Consider the following 16,621-nt stretch of genomic DNA (forward strand, 5'->3'; position numbering starts at 1 on the left):
GAATAACCCGGATGGGAAAGCATCAGACATGCTGTTCCAATGCGAAATAAGCCACACACAGACACGAAACAGGAATGAAGGGTATAATCTTCCCTGAAAAGGGAAAAATCGCATCCACGGGTCAATTATGGAGATTTACGGAGGATATGGAACGAACCTGATAGAGTGAATCACAAGAAACAGAAAAATGGGTCTGATTAATCTGAAAGTGATAGGGAAAAAGAAAAGAACCAAAAGAAAAAGAAAAAAAAAGAAGGTTGGGTGGATTTCATAATCCATAGTTATCCGTCCACACCTGTCTCACGTCAAAAACAAAACCAGAACCTTACAAAGTCCCTGATTTTTTCATTCTGTAATAACCCGGATGGGAAAGCATCAGACATGCTGTTCCAATGCGAAATAAGCCACGTTGAGAAGCAAAACAGACTTTCAGGGAAGGATTATACCCTCCAAGGGTAAACCCTGCATCTACGGTTCATTTATGAAGAAAACCGGAAGTTCACTACAAAGAAAAAAAATCTGTAGTGACCTTTGAAACCAGAAACAGATTTTCCAGATGGATCTGGTGAAACAGATAAAACGCGAAATAAGCCACACACAGACACGAAACAGGAATGAAGGGTATAATCTTCCCTGAAAAGGGAAAAATCGCATCCACGGGTCAATTATGGAGATTTACGGAGGATATGGAACGAACCTGATAGAGTGAATCACAAGAAACAGAAAAATGGGTCTGATTAATCTGAAAGTGATAGGGAAAAAGAAAAGAACCAAAAGAAAAAGAAAAAAAAAGAAGGTTGGGTGGATTTCATAATCCATAGTTATCCGTCCACACCTGTCTCACGTCAAAAACAAAACCAGAACCTTACAAAGCTCCTGATTTTTTCATTCTGTAATAAGTCGCTCTGGAAATGTTCAGGGTTTCCCATGGTTTGGAAACTGACAGATTATTTTCCGCAAGCCATGCTTCTCGGCTTTGTCCCTGACTGGTTGGTCTTTCTACATTTCCCTGTTCATGACGTTTGGTGCGTTTTCTGAGCAATCTTTCCTCATGGTCAATGAGGACACTCAGATGTTTCATTTCCTCGCGGGTAATGCCTAATTTCTGAATAATGGTCTTTGTGCCAGTCGTGTAGCCCTTATGTCGCTTTTTGGCTGAATAGTCCTGACCGGCTTTCTTGTAGAGGGTCTGCATGGCGTTGTGCATATGTTTGGCAATATATCCCTCATCAATCACGCCTTCAGCCCATTGTTCCAGATTGGAGGGAAGATTGTCAGGATTGGATATCTGAGCCAGCAGGATGCCCGCTTCATGGCAGAAAATATCACATTCCCCTTTGCGAACTGGTCCCCTGTAGCGCAGGAAGCCAAGCGTTTTCAGGTCATACAGTCCTTTCTTGGCCCATGAAGCCCACCCCTTGAAACCCTGGGCTCCACGTTCGTCAGGAACAAGCGCATTGGTTTTCCTGCGAGCCAGATATTCAACCCTGGCTTTTTCACGCCTCTCCTGTCTGGCTATCTTCTGTTTTTTGTAATCTTCGTATTTCTTTGGAAGAACCATGTCGCACAGGGTCGAGAAGTCATAAAACTTTCCTCTGTAATCAAGGAACTCGCATCGATGACGCCTTGGATGCTGAGAGTTCACACTCCCAGGAAGACGAAAGACACGTGAAAAATCATAGGTTGCCTGGTCTGCTCCCCATGGGATGAATTTTCTTAACAGTTCTCTGTGAGTAGCCTGAAAGCGTCCTTTGCATCGTGCTGGAACAGGACATTCAAACGTATAATGCAGATAAATACCTCTGCCAGAACTGAGGATATTGGAGGGACGAGGAATGTTGTTGTCATCGCAGAACTTGAGCAGGATTTCATAATTCTCCCCAAGGTCGTGATATTGAATGGTGGGGTTGGTTTCATATTTGTAGCAATCAAGGTCGATGCAGATATGGTCAAAAACCGCGACAAACTCGCCCCTGCGACTGCATTTGTAAAACCAGTTCATGGAGATATAGGAATCTTCAATGTCCTGGGCCATGTCAAAAACGGTTTCGTATTCCGAGATATGGTAAGGTTTATCCCACCACGTTCTGCCTTTTGCATCAGGCTGTTTTAATTTTTGACCCATGATGAAAAACAGATTTGGATTGTAAGGTTTGAACCTTTTCATCCTCCAATCGTATGGATATCTGTCGAGTGCTACTTCAGGTTTTTTAAATGCTAATCCCATAAAATTCTTCTCCTTTAATCAGGATGAAGAAAAAATTACGAGAACTACATTTTTTACTTGACTAATTCATTTAAATACTACATAATCAAAATCATAAAACGTGGTTGTTTTGTTCTCGGTGGCCTCTTCTCCATCGCATTTGTTAAAGTCAGATGTTTGTCGCATCTGGCTTTTTCCATTATTAAAGCATGAAATATTAATTTATGCAAGTAAAATATAAACTGTAGTTATATACAGGAAAGATTATTAACAAATATGTATTTTTATTTGACAAAATACCTTAAATTGTGCATACTAAAATTACACAAAAACAGTAGTTTGGATGGAGTAGTTCCCCATCTGTGTTATGGAAGCCAGATTCTCACAAGTCTGGCTTTTTTGTTGTCCGGATTTCAGGGCATTCTTTGTTAAACTGGCTGTTGAGCCATTCTTTGCAACGTCCAGTCTTCCTTGCCTGTGTTCCTGTCATACTGGTTGGACAGGGCTGTTTAACAGGGAAGGAAACATATGGAAGACACTACGAAAACATGGGGCATCAGGGGGATTTCTGCTGATGTCAGGCAAGCTGTCATCACACAGAGCCAGAAGCAGGGCATGAAAGCTGGAGAGTGGCTGACACTGGCTATTCTGGAAAAAATCAGACAGGACAGAAATGCAGGGAAAGCCATGGTGGCTACCAATGGGAAACCTGCTGTCAGTGCAGAGGATGCCTCTGCTGTTCTGGCTTTGCTGGAACGTCTTCAGGGCATGGGAATTGAACCTCCTGACAGAATGAAGAAGAAAGCGATCACTCTTGTCAGAAGGTGCATGATGCTCACGAAGGCGTGATGTAATGGCGCATACCAGAAACATGGGGTTTTGATAAGCCATTTTTATGATGAAGATATTGAATCTAGTTTAATGATAGGTCCTAGTTAGCGGAATAACTTCCTGATATCATTGATACAGTTTTCATTGTATCTGGGAGTTTTTCAATAATGGATATTGAAGAATATTTAAAAAAAGTTGGAGAAAAAAGCAAAGTTAAAAATATTTTGCTTAGAGAGTTATGGGGAGAACCCTTGGATAATAATTTCCCGAAAGCTTGGGTAAAATCCAAACATTTGTTAGATGTTACAGGACAAAAATATTTTGACAGACGTTTGAGAGAGTTACGTGATGAAAAAGGTTGTGATTTAGAAGCTTCTATGAAGGAGGGGTTCCCTGTTTGGAGGCTGATTTCAGATATAATTAAGGAAGGAAATGTCAGAACTTATTTATCAGAAAAAGAAAAAATAGATATTTTTACTAAAGCAAATTATGGTTGTGCTATATGTAAAAAACATGTTCTGCCAGGGACAAGAGGACTTCAGGCCGACCATAAAATTCCCCTTATACGGGGAGGGACCAATGACCTTGGTAATTGGCAGGCTCTTTGTCATAACTGTAATGTTGTTAAACGTAGACAGTGTATGAACTGTTCAGATGATTGTCTTTCTTGCTATTGGGCTTTTCCAGAAAAAACAAACAATAAGATTATGGTTTTCTTGGATGATGATGATGCCGATAGAGTGGAAATCATAGAAAGAGAAACTGGGGATAAAATAGAAAATATTTTAAAAAGATATATTCACGGATATGGTAAAAAATAAATTCTTTTACAGTGCATTGGTTTTTTAGGCCAATGCACTTAATGCTTTTTAAACAGTTGTTTTGTTATAGCGTTTTTTTGGTAATGATATTTTTGCAGTTTCCTCGATCGCTTTTTTTATCTGTGATGCAACCGCACAGGCTACAGGGGGAGGGAAAGCATTTGCTACCTGTCGATATGAAGTTGTTTTGCGTCCATAAATCTGCCACGTATCAGGGAAGCCCTGCAAACGAGCCGCCATACGAACAGTTAATCTTGGATGACCAACAAACCCAGGTTCTGGAGCAGTTTCAGCAATAGATTTTGCATTCACTCCTAAAGCTTCCCATGCTCGTTTTGCGCGTGTTGGCCCAAGGTCAGGACCCCCATGCTTTTTAGAGCCTCCTACCAATGTTGGAGCAATATCGTCACATTGTTGGGCCCATTGTTCTGCGAGTTCCCACCCATTTGCACTCATTAAGTCTAATAAGCTATCACCAACTGTAGAGGCAGAGGATGGGTTGGGGGTCGGCCACTCAAAGAAGTCCATTGTTTGAGTTGGAAGAGCTACAAAAATCACTCTTGGGCGCAGTTGAGGAACTCCAAAGTCACATGCATTCAAGAGACGCCATTGCACATCATAACCGAGTTTTCGTAGTTTCTTTCTGAGGTCGGTCCTAACTTCTTCGAAACGAGGAGATAGAATACCTTTTACGTTTTCTATCATTACGCCTCTTGGGCGAGTTTCATCAATGACACGTAGGCCATGGCCAAAAAGGTCTCGTTCATCTTGAGGACCTAGTTGTTTCCCTGCAATAGAGTATGGGGGGCAAGGTAATCCTCCCGTTACCAAATCTACTCCTTTCCATGGAGTGCCAGAGAAAGTGGTAAGGTCAGCATTATGGATGGTCCATTTAGGACGATTCAAGCGAAGAGTAGCACATGCATCTGCATCAATTTCCATAAGACCAGAGTGCTCAATGCCAGCCCTTTCTAAACCAAGGGCTTGTCCTCCGGCTCCAGCGCAGAGTTCAAGCGATGTGATAGCCATGGAAATCCTCGTACACTTTTTGTTCTGGTTCCATTTTAACTAAATTAAGTGCTGGTGGCGAGTGAAAAATATAGGAAATTTTTGATAATTTAGATTTGTATATCTGGGGAAAATCTAAAAAAAATCTCCTTTATTTATTTCAGATATTAAAAAATTTATCCAGCTTTGATTGTATGTGTAGTCTTTGTGGGCTTTATTGTAAACGCAGTATTTTTTATTTGTTTTTTCGGGATTTTTATCTTTTGATGGGGGTCTTATTTTATATTTTTTCCAAGCACGTGTATGAGCGTTCATATTGAATATAATTTTTACAGACTTTTGAACAGCTTCTTGGACTGGCTTGGCTTTGAATGGGTATAAGTCATCTGCAAGACGTTCGTGCAATAAAATATTATGGATTTCTTGTCCTGCGGAAGATGAGGGGTTCACAAAATGTACATTAGCTTCACTTTTGGAAACCTTGTCTAAGGTGTAAATAACCTTCAAGCGATATTCGATGTCTTCCTTATCAATAGGTACGTCTTTGTTTAAGCGAGCATCTAAAGCTAGAATACGTGGTGGAACATTGAAGTTTTGTATTGATGCAATCTGTGGAATTGATAGTTTCGCAAACTGCAATGCGAAAGAAAGATTCTTCTGAAGGGATACTTTTATTCCAAACCATGAAACTAATGTTGCGTCATAATTCAGGCAGCAAGCTTGGAAAATAGAATACCAATTGGCGTCACTATTCCCCGTGATACGATGTTCAACAGCGTCTCGGATTTCTTTGAGAGCTTCTAAATTTTTTATGATTCCGGTAGATAGTTTTAATTCTTGTTTTTTAATTAATACACAAAGAGTAGCAGTGCGACCGTGTTTATCTTCAAAGGGTACGTTATTGCGAGAACAATATTCATGAACTAGATACGTCCATGCGATGGTTGCATAAACTGAAAATCCTTCTGCTTTAAATTTTAGATGGGGAGTGTTGAAGAGATTAACAGCGAGAAACATTGCTTCACGAGATTTTATAATCCTTTCATCATCCACAATGTTCAGACCAGTTTGCAGGTCATATGAGTTTTTTTTGTAAAGGTAAGCTTCAACTTCTGCATCACTGGCTGGTGTGATAGTCGATGTCTTAACGGCTGAAATACGACCACTATTAACGGGTGCTTTTCGGCCTATGTTGATGGTATTCTGAATATCTTGCCCCGTTATGCCCCGATTTAATAAAGCTTTAACTATTGGCTTTTCTTCCGGTGTTAGAGAACCTCCAGTTTTTCCACGCATTTGATCCTCCGAAAATATTTAAGATTCAATGAAAAACAAAAAATTTAGCATTTTACTTTAGATGTAAAGAGAGACTTTATATCCCAATACTCAGGATATTTCACGCTTTCCGCAACTCTTTTGAGGTTCACAATATCCACATCATCAAAGTAGACAGTGCTTCCGACCGACTTGTCGGTGCTTTCGTGCCCTAGAAAATCATCAATCCAGGATTCACGTAAGCCACCCTCGCCATGCTCATGAATGTTCCTGAGTTTGGTCGAGACGTTGTGTCGAAACGAATGGAACACCACGCTCCTACCAATGCCCAGACGTGATTTGAATTTGCTGAAGTCCCTCTGGAAGTGAGCAGAGCGTTTATTGTCCTGTCCCTTAAAGTCCAGGTCATGGAACAGGTAGTGACGTTTCTGGTTCGTGGCTCTTTGGGCAAGGTTCAGCAATCCGGCTTCCTGTAGGGTCGTGCAGATGGGAACGACACGTCTTCCGGCTTCGGTCTTCGCACTCCATTCCGTCCAGGGTTTACCTTTCAGGGCAGGGTGATCCTGCACCAGAATGCACGGAATGCCTTGAATCTCCTGAATGTCCTGCGGTCTTAGACGACAGATTTCTTCCAGTCGCATCCCTGTATAAGACGCAATCCCCACAATCATGGACGCTGTTTTATGGCTGATGGTGCCAAACTGCCAGGGCTGGCCTGCAATGGCCTTTAAGTCGCTGTCACTCCAACGCACACGATTGGTTTTGGACTTGGTGTCAAACTGCCAGCCACCTGTGAACACATTGCGATCCACAAGGTCACGCAGGAGAAAATGCTTCCAAAGCCCGGAAAGCTTGGTGAAATGGTTTTTGACTGACTTCCCGGAGATGCGTGGCAGTTTGCGTTTCTTCGCATCCGCCACAAATTCCTGAACTGTCCGGGTATCATTGCGCTGTTTGCCATAACTTTCCGGTAGCTGTTCCATCAGGGCTTTGAAATGCCCAACATCTGCCCCGGTATAATCCCGCATGGGTTTATCCCCACAGACCTCCAGAAAGCGTTTGAAGGTGCGTTCGTAGGATTTGACCACAGTGGATTTGACTGTGGTGTCCTTGCTTTCCAGAAAAATTTTAATCGCTTCTGAAAAGAGGGGAGAAGGCTTTTCCTTCGGAGCCAGAAAGGCTTTCATGTCCTTAATCTGGCTTTGAATATCAGTCAGGGCTGGAAGGCTGGCTTTGGTCTTTTTCAGGTCTGTGACCGTGCGCTCCAGCAGATTCACACTTTTACCAGTCAGTGTTCTGGCTTTCTCCAGCTTTTCCATCTGTTCCAGACTGTCCATGGAATGCCTGAGTTTCTGATGGTCATATTGCGTCTGTAAGGATGCAATCCTGTGCTGATAGTCCTGAATGAGCAGGTCAAAGAGTTCCCGCACGTCTTCAGGTAGTTCATCTCTGATAAAATTTTCGTCTTCGCTGAGTTCTGTCTTGAGGTGCATTACGGAACGGAACAGCCTTTCGGTCTCTGCGAAAACTGCACACGCATATGGTTTGGCAACCTCGCGTTTGTTAGTGCCAAGGGAGAGCCATAGCTCCTTTTTGCCCACAATATCACGGATATGTGAAGGGACGGCCCTGCGGAAATGATACCCGGATTGGAGACGAATCAACATACAGACGGCTCGTTTTGTAGAAGCCGATTGTAGAAGATTCGGCTTTTATGGTTGTGGAAAGACCATAAAAGTCAATGAAATCAATATGTTATGGGTGGTGCGAACTGCGGGACTCGAACCCGCACGCCCTTACGGACTGGAGATTTTAAGTCTCCTGCGTCTACCATTCCGCCAAGTTCGCATCAGGCAAAGTCCGTTTGGGGCGGGCTTTGGTCTGGGTAGGCTGTAGTGGGGTGGTTTTTAGCACGCTGGCGCGTCTGGGCAAGGGGGATTTTACTGTGCGCTTAGCAAACTGGTGCCATAAAGCTTGAGCCACGCTTCTGCCTGCTGCCGGTGTGGCGTCAAAGTATCGGTATAGGACCAGAAATGCGCACTATGATTCATATGCTTCAAGTGGGCGAGCTCGTGCGCAATAATGTAGTGCCTTACGGGGTATGGGGCCATAACCAGCCGCCAGGACAGCATGATGCGTCCGGCAGTGTTGCAACTGCCCCAGCGGCTAGCCGTATCACGAATATCTACTTTGCTTGGAGTAAGATTAGCCGCCTGCGCAATGTGCCGCAGCTCTTCTGTCAAAAGTATACGGGCATGGTGTTTTAAAAAATCAGTGACACGACGGGCAATGAAATCACTCTGGCCTGTTACTATAAGAGTATCACCATCCAGCCATGCGCCGCCACGCCCCTGTGGCTGGTGCTGGATGGTATAAAGTTTTCCCGCGATGGGGATGGTGTTTCCATCCAGAAAAGAAAATGACTGAGACTTTAATTTTTTAAAACGAGCAATAATCCATTTCTGCTGCTTGTGCAGAAAATCCAGAACATGCTGAACTGGGTAGGCTGGTGGATAGGTGATGAGCAGAGCTTGCTTTTTCGGATCAAGACGTAACGACACGCGCCGTGTTCGAGGGGATGTGCGCCATATTAATGGCACGGTAAGCGTGCCAAATTGCAGGGTTTCAGGGTGAGGCATAGAATGCGCTTATGGGTAAGGCACACCCAGATTGATCCGGATAATGCCTTATAACAGCAAGAACTTGATTAATTGGCTTTGGAGCGGACACGGCGTATGTGCGGCGGCTGTGCTGGTGTATGCGGCGGAGAAAAGGCTGGTTCACTGGGCCAGTCAACCAGATAATCTTCTAGGTCGCCAGCTTTGCGTTCGCTGATGCACCGGCCAGCAGCAGAAGCTCCGGACTGTCGGACACTCTCCTGCGTACCCGTGATGAGAGGATGCCACTCAGGAAGACCTCGATTCTCAGAAAGGCGACGATACGCACAATCTGGTGGCAACCAGTCTAATTCTGCAATCATTTCAGCCGTGAGCGTGATGCAGTCCTGTACCTTGCGGTGGCGTTGCGCGTAGTCAGTGCATTGGCAGGTGGATGTATCCAGCAGACGGCAGGCAACGGATGTGTAGTGAATGGCATCCGTTTCTTCATCGCGGAGTTTGTGCAGGCAACAGCGGCCACATCCGTCACAGAGGGATTCCCACTGGGGGCGTGACATTTCGTGGAGGGGCGTTGTTTCCCAGAATGGAGCAGGGGCTTTGGTCATGTCCCCTATCGTAAACGACCGACCTCTTTCAGGGAAGAGATGCCTTGATGAGCGCAAATGTTCCTAGCAGGCTGATGATCAGTGCTAGAAAAAGCCCCACAGCCAGAGCATTGCCCAGTAAAGGGAGCCACAGCAACGTAAAGCGTGCTTTGCGCCCAGCTCCCAGTTCCTGCGCTGTAGCGGCCCATGATCCCGGTGTATTTTTCAGGCGGGTGAGGGGGGCAAGAGAGATCACTGGCCCGATCAGCACCCCTTGTAGAAGCGTTATGAGAACCGCTTTGGTGCCAGTGCCTGTCAGCAAAAAAGGCAGTAGAAGCGCGATGCTCGTGGCAGGTAGAACCACCAGCAGCAGAAGAGTATGGAGTTTCTGGCCTTGGCGTGTCAGCAATGCCAAGCTTAATACTGCAGTAGCAAGCACTATGCCGGTCAGCGCCATGAGTGCGCTGTGCAAAATCAGGAAAAAAGGTGAGGGCACAGGCCGTATTCCGGGTTTAGGGTTCTTCAGCCCAACGCTCAAAGCGGGCGCTTATATCAGCCAGATGCGTGCTCCAGAACGTATCACTGACCGCAATGGCGGGGGGGAGATGCTGTAGGTCTGCCGTACCCGATGTGATTTCTGTAAGAGACGGTAATGAAGGCCATGCATTGGCAAAGGCCTGCTTTTGGGTAGGGTGCTCCAGCCATGCCACTAAAGCCAAGGCAGTGTTATCCTGCCCGACTGTTTTAGGTACGCCCCACGCATAATTGATGGCCAGACGCTGCCCCCAGAATACGCCAAAGCGAGAACGCTCAGTGGCGGGCAAATTCAGGATTTCTCCTGTAGGCGCACACCCCATCAGTGCGCCTCCACTTTTGAGAATGCGGGCAGCTTCCTGCGGCGTGGACCACCACACGATATAGGGGCGGAGCTGATCAAGCTTACGGAAGGCACGGTCCAGCCCTTCACGGCTGTCTAGCACACGGTAAAGGGCATCTGGCGGAACGCCATCCGCTAAAAGAGCAACCTCGAGTGTTGTGCGGGGGTCACGCCGCAAGCTGCGACGGCCGGGGTGGCGTGCAACGTCCCAGAAGTCACTCCAGTTGGGAGGGCTGTCCAGCACGGCGCGGTCCCACACCATGGCGAAGTCAATGGACGCGGAGGGTTGGCCACAGCTACTGCTGGAGCTGTCCATAGGGTCACGTACAAGCAGACCCAAAGAGCAACTGACCTGAAGGGCGCTGTTTTCCATCATGACAGCCGCCCAACGGGTGGGGGCAGTGTTTTCCTGCTTGCGCAGGCTTTCAATTTCTCCGTTCCAGAATGTCATGGCAACGGTGCGTTTTTCTGTCTGGCTGTACGGGGTGAAGAGCACTTTCTGCTGCACATCGGCAATGGCCCCGCCGAATGTCAGTACCTTCAGGGTAGGAGAGGCGGGACTGTGGCGGATGTGCCGATAGGTGCGGGCGTGAACCTCTGCCGTCATGCCGGAGACTGTAATACAGGCGAGCGCCAATGCCCCCAGCCCCGACAGAATGCGGGCTGGCATATTGTGCGCAGGGCGTGGTGCTGGAAGCACTGTGCGCTGGGTAAAAGCATGAAACAGAGACAAAAGTAGGATGACCTCACACCGTGCAGTCTGAACGTGCCGCTAGTCTAGCCTGATTTATGGTCCATCGGGAAGGCTGTAGCATTTGCTGTTTGCCAGGCAATCAATGCGGGGCGTCCCGGCTCCAAATCTCGTGGCATGTGAACAGGGGGACGGTAGGCAATAATTTCCGCTCCATCCTGCAAGCGGAAACGCATATGAATGCTATTGCCGATATGCCGGGCCGAGACCAGAGAGCATAGCAACATGCCAGGTTCATTCGCGGCATCAGGGCTGCGCGGAAACAGGACGGAAAGCCGGTCAGGTTGCACACAGATTGTGGCGAGGTCGTTTTCTTCCAGCTCAGGGCTGGCCATGGCCTCGACTGTTTCGCCGGAGGGCAGGCGGAGTTCGGCGCAGTCATCTTCCAGCATCAACACCTTGCCGGTAAAGCTGTTGGCTTCTCCAAAAGCAACGGCCACGGCCTCGCAGGCAGGGCGCTGGAGCAAGGTTGCTGCCGTGCCCTGCTGAAGCAGCGCCCCATTCTGCATGATGCCAATTGTATCCCCCAGTAACAGGGCTTCGGTCCTGTTATGGGTAAGCAGCAGCGTGCTCAGCCCTATGGCGCGTTGCAGTTTTTCAAGAAGGGCTACCAGTCGGGTGGTGCTGCTATGGTCCATCCCGGCAAAAGGTGTTTCCAGCACCACAGCAAGCGGGCGTAGGACTAGCAGGCGCGCAAGCTGTGCCCGGAAGGTCTGTTCAGCGGTAAGCGCACGTGGGGCTTTGTCTCGCACAGCATCCAGCCCAAGCAGGGCCACTGTCTCTGAGGTACGGTAACGCATTTCTGATACCGAGAGCCGCCCGGCCGCCTTGAGGGGGAATAAAATATTCTCGTTGACGGAAAGATGCGGGAACAGCGGCGTATGGGGGCCAAGCGTACCAATTTGGCGGGATCCGGCAGGTCTTTGCGTTACATCAACGCCACCGGCTGAAAGTGTGCCACCATAAGCAGGCGTATGACCGGCCAAGGCACGGGTGAGCGGGGCAAAGTCTTGCAGGTCCGGCCCGATTCCCAGCAGTGCCACACAATGGCCTTGTGCAACGCGCACGGTCAGGTCAGGCGCATTTGGCTGAGCCATGAAGTTAGAAAGTGCGAGTGGCGGCAAGCCATGCGCTGTATGCATGCAACGGTATCCTGATTAATCCGTTAGTAGGGTATCTTCACTTTTTGAGAGCGAATAGGATTTTTCAAATGTCTTCAGATAAAATCAAGGAAGTAAAAGCCGCTGGTGAAAATGCTGCTGAAACGGCTCGTGACGAAATTGAAGCCGTGAAAGCACATCTGGAACGCCTGATTACCAAACATATTGTGCCTGCGCTCACCACTGCAGGCGGTAAAGCCGAGAATTTGACCGATCAGGCTGTTGCCAATGCACGTGAACTGGCCAATCATGCGCGCAAAGATATTTCCAAGCAGACGCGTGCTCCGTCCTCTCTTGTCTCCATCGCCATCTCCGGTGTTGTTGGCTTTATCCTCGGTCGGCTCTCACGCTAAGCACTTAATGCGATCTGAACGAAGGTAGTCTCGGAGTCCATGCGTATTCTTGAACTTGGCAGGTCAGCCCTGCATGCCCAATCAAACCTCATGCAGCAAATGGCTATCCGCCTTGGGCGTCAGGCTGCATTCTTGGTGGTTGCCGCTGTGTTTGGCTTTTTTGCTCTTGTTTCCGGGCATGGGCTTCTTTGGGCACTCTTCCTTTTCACGTTCCATTGGGGTCCGGTGACAGCAGCGTTCGCCGTGTTTGCGCTGGACCTCTTTGTGGCGCTGATCTGCGTTCTGTTCGGCCGTCGCTCTTACCTCACAACGTCTGAGGTAGAGGCCCGTATTGCGCGCAACCGCTGCATGACCCAGATGCGCGAGTCCGTGACCATGGCGGCAGTCACCGCCACGGTTGCAAGCTCTCTTGGTCGGCACGGCACCCGCAAGGTGTGGGACGTTATGCGCGGTAAGAAAAACTAATTTTTAAGACAGCCCTGCCTTTGCCCATAGGGTTCCATTCCAATTTTGCATTGGCAGGGTGGCTTTTTTTCTGGAAATGATGTGTCCCTGAATTGTGAGTGTGCAAACAGTTTGCATGCTTGCTAGTATAGGCACGTAATGGAACCTGACCCCAATCCTGTAACAATAGCAGAAACCCGCCGCTCCTTCGGGCATCGGCTGGCGCGTCTTGCCGCCGTGTGGCGACGTGAGATTGATGCTGATTTACGGGAATTTGGCCTGACGGATGCCACGTGGCGGCCCATTTATTACCTGAACCTCTCCGCGTCTCCCCTCCGCCAGACAGATCTGGCACGGTCGCTTTCTTTGGAAGCGCCTTCACTGGTACGCCTGTTGGACGTGCTGGAGAAGCGTGGCTTTATTGTGCGTGCGACAGATGAAGAAGACCGGCGGTCTAAACTTGTCAGCATTACCGATGCGGGACGTGAGATTGCAGCGCTGGTCAGCCGTGCAGCAGATCAGGTTGCGGCACGCCTGACTGCTGAGGTAACCGCCAGAGAGATGGATGACTGCTGCCAGATTTTTGATCGTGTTGAACAGGCAGCGGCCTCACCCAGAGAGTCAGCCTTGGGTGAGCGGGAGAGCGTCCGGTTATGAGTGTAACGAGAATGGCGTCATGCTGACGGAATTCAATCTCTTTGGTGTCTTTATGGCGCCTGTGGTGGTGTACGCTCTGGCCGCACTGCCGTTGACCATGTTTGTTCGCTTCGTGCTGTGGTGGAGTGGCGTGCTGGGCTGGTTCTGGCACATCGCCCTGTTCGAAGTCTCGCTGTATGTCTGTATTTTCTGCCTGCTGATCCTGTACGTCTGATCCTCCATAAAGGCTTTTGAGTCTCTGCAATGCCCCTTCTGCGCACCCTGATACGAGTGATCCTGACCCTGGCGGTCGTTTCAATGGCCATTGTTCTGGGGATAACCCTCTGGAACGTGTACATGATTGCCCCATGGACCCGCGATGGCCGTGTGCGCGTGTACGTTGTGGATGTAGCCCCTGAAGTGCCCGGCACTGTGGTGCAAATTCCGGTGGTGGATAACCAGTACGTTCATAAGGGCGACCCGCTTTATGTGCTGGACCCTGTGCGCTTTCGCCTTGCAATCCGTGAAGCGCAGGCGCGGCTGGATGGTGCATTGGAAGACCTGAAGCTGAAGCGCAATGACGCCCGCCGCCGTATGGGCCTTGGCGGCATTGTGTCAGCGGAAGAGCAGGAAGTCTTTAACTCTAATGTCGCAACCCAGATTGCTGCGGTGGATGCGGCACGGGCTTCTCTCGATCTGGCCAAACTGAACCTGCAACGGTCAGTGCTGTATTCTCCGGTCAATGGGTATGTGACCAACCTGAACGTGCGGGTGGGTGACTATGCTCCGGCGGGGCAGGCCCGCATGGCCGTGATTGATGCGGATTCCTACTGGGTTTACGGCTATTTTGAAGAAACCAAGATGTGGGGTGTGCATATTGGTGATGAAGCCCGCGTGAAGCTGATGGGCTACAAACCCATTCTGACCGGGCACGTTGTCAGCATTGCCCGCGGTATTAATGATACTAACGGCACGCCCGATAAACTGGGTTTGCAGGACGTCAACCCTATCTTTACGTGGGTGCGTCTGGCGCAGCGTATTCCGGTCCGTATTCATCTTGACCATGTGCCGGATAGTGTCACGCTGGCAGCGGGTATGACGGCAACAGTCAGTGTGGGGCCTGAACCGCGTGGCCGACGCGGTAAGCTGACCACCTGGCTGCAAGACCACCTCTGAGCGCGGCAGGATGCCAACAATGAATCTTCGTCGTCGCCTTGGTCTGTTCATGGCATCGTCCATGCTGCTGTCTGCCTGCACGGTCGGGCCGAACTATCAGCCGGACCGCATGAAAGTGCCAGCAGGCTTTAAGGAAGCGGCGGAAGAACACACCGCCACGCCTGAGGAAATTGAACGCACCAACAAGGAAATGACGGAGTGGTGGGCCTCGTTCAACGACCCCATGCTTACAAGCCTTGTTGAGCAGGCCATTGCGGGTAACTTTGACCTCCAGATAGCAGGCCAGCATATTCTTGCTGAGCGTGCCATCCGCGACCGTTCTGCCTCCCAGTGGTATCCGCAGATGGATGCCAATATGGGCGGTGGGGATGTGCGTTACTCCATCAATATCGATAACTGGCCCATCCGTCCCGGCAACCCCTCCAATCGGCCACAGGCGTCTATGTTGACGTATGGGGCAATGGCCACATGGGAAATGGATGTGTTCGGCCGCATCCGCCGCGATGTGGAAGCGCATGAGCGGGCGGTTGAAGCCTCCATTGAAGGCCGCCGCGCCTTGTTAATGACGCTGCTGTCCGAGCTGGCGTCCGACTATATGCTGCTGCGTGTGACACAGTTGCAGATTAGTATTGCCACAAACAATATTCGGGTTGCTAAGGAAGGGGTGGACCTGTCCAACAAGCTGTATCTGGAAGGGGTGGGCAACACCTTGCAGACAGCGCAGGCCCAAGCTGAGTTGGATACCCAGATTGCAGCGCGGGAACCCCTGAAAACCCGCGTGTCACAGGTTACACACGCTATTGCAGTGTTGCTGGGTAAAATGCCGGGTGAGCTGGAAGATCAACTTAAGGTTGTGCGCCCGCTCCCAGTGGTTCCGGCTTTCCCAGCTACCATGCCCTCCATTGTTATGGCCAACCGGCCAGATGTGCGTATGGCTGAGCGGAAATATGCTTTGGCTACAGCGCAGATAGGGGTGGCTGTCGCCAACCTGTATCCACATTTTGTTATTCCGCTGACCTTCAATCCTAATGCGTCGGCCATGTACCAGCTCTTTCAGGTGAATGCCATGAGCTGGCAGTTCCTGATGATGGCCAGCCTGCCCATCATGCATGGTGGTAAGATGACGGCGGAAATTCGCGCAGCTCAGGCATCGGCTGAGGCCGCCCGGTTGAGCTATCGCCAGACAGTGCTGACGGCCTTCAAGGAAGTTGAAGATGCTATGGCAGCCTGGCATGACGATATTGAATATGCCGAGCAACTGCATAAGGCAGCAGAAGACAGCGCCCTTGCCAGTGAGCGTGCCCGCAAGCTGTATGGGGCCGGTCTTGTCGGCTTTTTGGAAGTGCTGACAACCGAGCGTACAACCCTGAATGCCCAAAATATGGAAGCAATGGCTAAGCTGGAGCGCCTGCGTGACGCCGTGAACCTTTACACGGCAATTGGGGCGGGCTGGAAGGGCGTACCGTTGACCAACTCCACATTGCCTGTTTCCCTGGAAACCCAGAATGTGCTAGCGCGGGCCTTCAAGCAATAATGCTGGAGGGCTTGCTATGGCTGGACCATCCTCGGTTTACACGCGTCGCCTGATCTGGATTACGGTTTGTTTTTTGGGGGGCTTTGCCCTGCTGTGCATAAGTGGCTGGGCCATGGTGATTGGCGGCAGCATGAATGACAGCACCCGCGTTACCGTGCTGCGCTGGGTTCCTATTGTCGTGGGCGTTGTCACGGTATTGCTAGGTTTTTATTTGCTGCATCTTCCTGTGCCGGAAGATCCGGAAGACTTTTTTCTGGGTAACGATGCGGATAGCGAATTACAAAAAATGGATGGAAAATAAGGCTCCTCAGCCTTGCTTTGGGCAAGCGCTCTGCCGTTTTGCATAA

At 49.3% G+C, this 16,621-nt stretch carries 18 protein-coding genes and 1 tRNA gene; 9 read left to right on the top strand and 10 right to left on the bottom strand.

What is annotated here, in order from left to right:
• Positions 1–865: 865 nt before the first annotated feature.
• Positions 866–2,227, bottom strand: a complete 1,362-nt coding sequence (locus tag ACTIDN_RS01675; protein ID WP_441375771.1) for a hypothetical protein — start codon at positions 2,225–2,227, stop codon at positions 866–868.
• 507 nt (positions 2,228–2,734) lie between these two features.
• Here ACTIDN_RS01675 and ACTIDN_RS01680 point away from each other — a divergent pair.
• Both ACTIDN_RS01680 and ACTIDN_RS01685 read left to right on the top strand, forming a co-directional pair.
• Positions 2,735–3,055, top strand: a complete 321-nt coding sequence (locus ACTIDN_RS01680; RefSeq protein WP_441375772.1) for a hypothetical protein — start codon at positions 2,735–2,737, stop codon at positions 3,053–3,055.
• 149 nt (positions 3,056–3,204) lie between these two features.
• Complete coding sequence (locus ACTIDN_RS01685; protein ID WP_082770781.1) at positions 3,205–3,858, top strand: HNH endonuclease; 654 nt, start codon at positions 3,205–3,207, stop codon at positions 3,856–3,858.
• Between the two features lie 48 nt (positions 3,859–3,906).
• On the opposite strand, the gene ACTIDN_RS01690 is transcribed toward ACTIDN_RS01685, so the two are convergent.
• The 9 genes from ACTIDN_RS01690 to ACTIDN_RS01730 form a co-directional block, all read right to left on the bottom strand.
• Complete coding sequence (locus ACTIDN_RS01690) at positions 3,907–4,887, bottom strand: DNA cytosine methyltransferase (RefSeq protein WP_082770780.1); 981 nt, start codon at positions 4,885–4,887, stop codon at positions 3,907–3,909.
• Positions 4,888–5,001: 114 nt separating this feature from the next.
• Positions 5,002–6,162, bottom strand: coding sequence for a DUF3644 domain-containing protein (locus ACTIDN_RS01695; RefSeq protein WP_441375773.1), 1,161 nt, complete (start codon positions 6,160–6,162; stop codon positions 5,002–5,004).
• Between the two features lie 44 nt (positions 6,163–6,206).
• Positions 6,207–7,808: a DUF6538 domain-containing protein gene (locus ACTIDN_RS01700; RefSeq protein ID WP_441375774.1), complete on the bottom strand. Its 1,602-nt coding sequence runs from the start codon at positions 7,806–7,808 to the stop codon at positions 6,207–6,209.
• A 95-nt stretch (positions 7,809–7,903) separates the two neighbouring features.
• Positions 7,904–7,989: transfer RNA gene (locus ACTIDN_RS01705), tRNA-Leu, on the bottom strand.
• Between the two features lie 92 nt (positions 7,990–8,081).
• Positions 8,082–8,780: a M48 family metallopeptidase gene (locus ACTIDN_RS01710; RefSeq protein WP_441375775.1), complete on the bottom strand. Its 699-nt coding sequence runs from the start codon at positions 8,778–8,780 to the stop codon at positions 8,082–8,084.
• Between the two features lie 68 nt (positions 8,781–8,848).
• Positions 8,849–9,364, bottom strand: a complete 516-nt coding sequence (locus tag ACTIDN_RS01715; protein ID WP_415508607.1) for a YcgN family cysteine cluster protein — start codon at positions 9,362–9,364, stop codon at positions 8,849–8,851.
• A gap of 28 nt (positions 9,365–9,392) precedes the next feature.
• The gene (locus ACTIDN_RS01720; protein ID WP_441375776.1) at positions 9,393–9,839 is read right to left on the bottom strand and encodes a hypothetical protein; all 447 of its coding nucleotides are present in this window, start codon (positions 9,837–9,839) and stop codon (positions 9,393–9,395) included.
• 16 nt (positions 9,840–9,855) lie between these two features.
• Entirely contained in the window at positions 9,856–10,953 is a 1,098-nt protein-coding gene (locus ACTIDN_RS01725; RefSeq protein ID WP_441375777.1) for an extracellular solute-binding protein, read from the bottom strand.
• 44 nt (positions 10,954–10,997) lie between these two features.
• Positions 10,998–12,113 carry an ABC transporter ATP-binding protein gene (locus ACTIDN_RS01730; protein WP_441375778.1) on the bottom strand — a complete coding sequence of 372 codons (1,116 nt, stop codon included), beginning with the start codon at positions 12,111–12,113 and terminating at the stop codon, positions 10,998–11,000.
• A 68-nt stretch (positions 12,114–12,181) separates the two neighbouring features.
• Between ACTIDN_RS01730 and ACTIDN_RS01735 the strand changes: the two genes are divergently transcribed.
• From ACTIDN_RS01735 to ACTIDN_RS01765, 7 genes are all read left to right on the top strand, one after another.
• Positions 12,182–12,484 carry a hypothetical protein gene (locus ACTIDN_RS01735; protein WP_048837818.1) on the top strand — a complete coding sequence of 101 codons (303 nt, stop codon included), beginning with the start codon at positions 12,182–12,184 and terminating at the stop codon, positions 12,482–12,484.
• Positions 12,485–12,523: 39 nt separating this feature from the next.
• Positions 12,524–12,949 (top strand): phage holin family protein, encoded by a 426-nt coding sequence (locus ACTIDN_RS01740; RefSeq protein ID WP_415508603.1) that lies wholly within the window; start codon positions 12,524–12,526, stop codon positions 12,947–12,949.
• Positions 12,950–13,087: 138 nt separating this feature from the next.
• Positions 13,088–13,585 carry a MarR family winged helix-turn-helix transcriptional regulator gene (locus tag ACTIDN_RS01745; RefSeq protein ID WP_441375779.1) on the top strand — a complete coding sequence of 166 codons (498 nt, stop codon included), beginning with the start codon at positions 13,088–13,090 and terminating at the stop codon, positions 13,583–13,585.
• Between the two features lie 19 nt (positions 13,586–13,604).
• Positions 13,605–13,799 (top strand): DUF1656 domain-containing protein, encoded by a 195-nt coding sequence (locus ACTIDN_RS01750; protein WP_048837815.1) that lies wholly within the window; start codon positions 13,605–13,607, stop codon positions 13,797–13,799.
• Between the two features lie 29 nt (positions 13,800–13,828).
• Positions 13,829–14,740 (top strand): biotin/lipoyl-binding protein, encoded by a 912-nt coding sequence (locus ACTIDN_RS01755; RefSeq protein WP_048837814.1) that lies wholly within the window; start codon positions 13,829–13,831, stop codon positions 14,738–14,740.
• A gap of 19 nt (positions 14,741–14,759) precedes the next feature.
• Positions 14,760–16,274 carry an efflux transporter outer membrane subunit gene (locus ACTIDN_RS01760; RefSeq protein WP_441375780.1) on the top strand — a complete coding sequence of 505 codons (1,515 nt, stop codon included), beginning with the start codon at positions 14,760–14,762 and terminating at the stop codon, positions 16,272–16,274.
• A 16-nt stretch (positions 16,275–16,290) separates the two neighbouring features.
• Entirely contained in the window at positions 16,291–16,575 is a 285-nt protein-coding gene (locus ACTIDN_RS01765; protein WP_415508600.1) for a hypothetical protein, read from the top strand.
• Positions 16,576–16,621: the final 46 nt, after the last annotated feature.

The organism is Acetobacter sp. (genome assembly GCF_052102375.1).
In the GTDB taxonomy this organism is placed as follows: domain Bacteria; phylum Pseudomonadota; class Alphaproteobacteria; order Acetobacterales; family Acetobacteraceae; genus Acetobacter.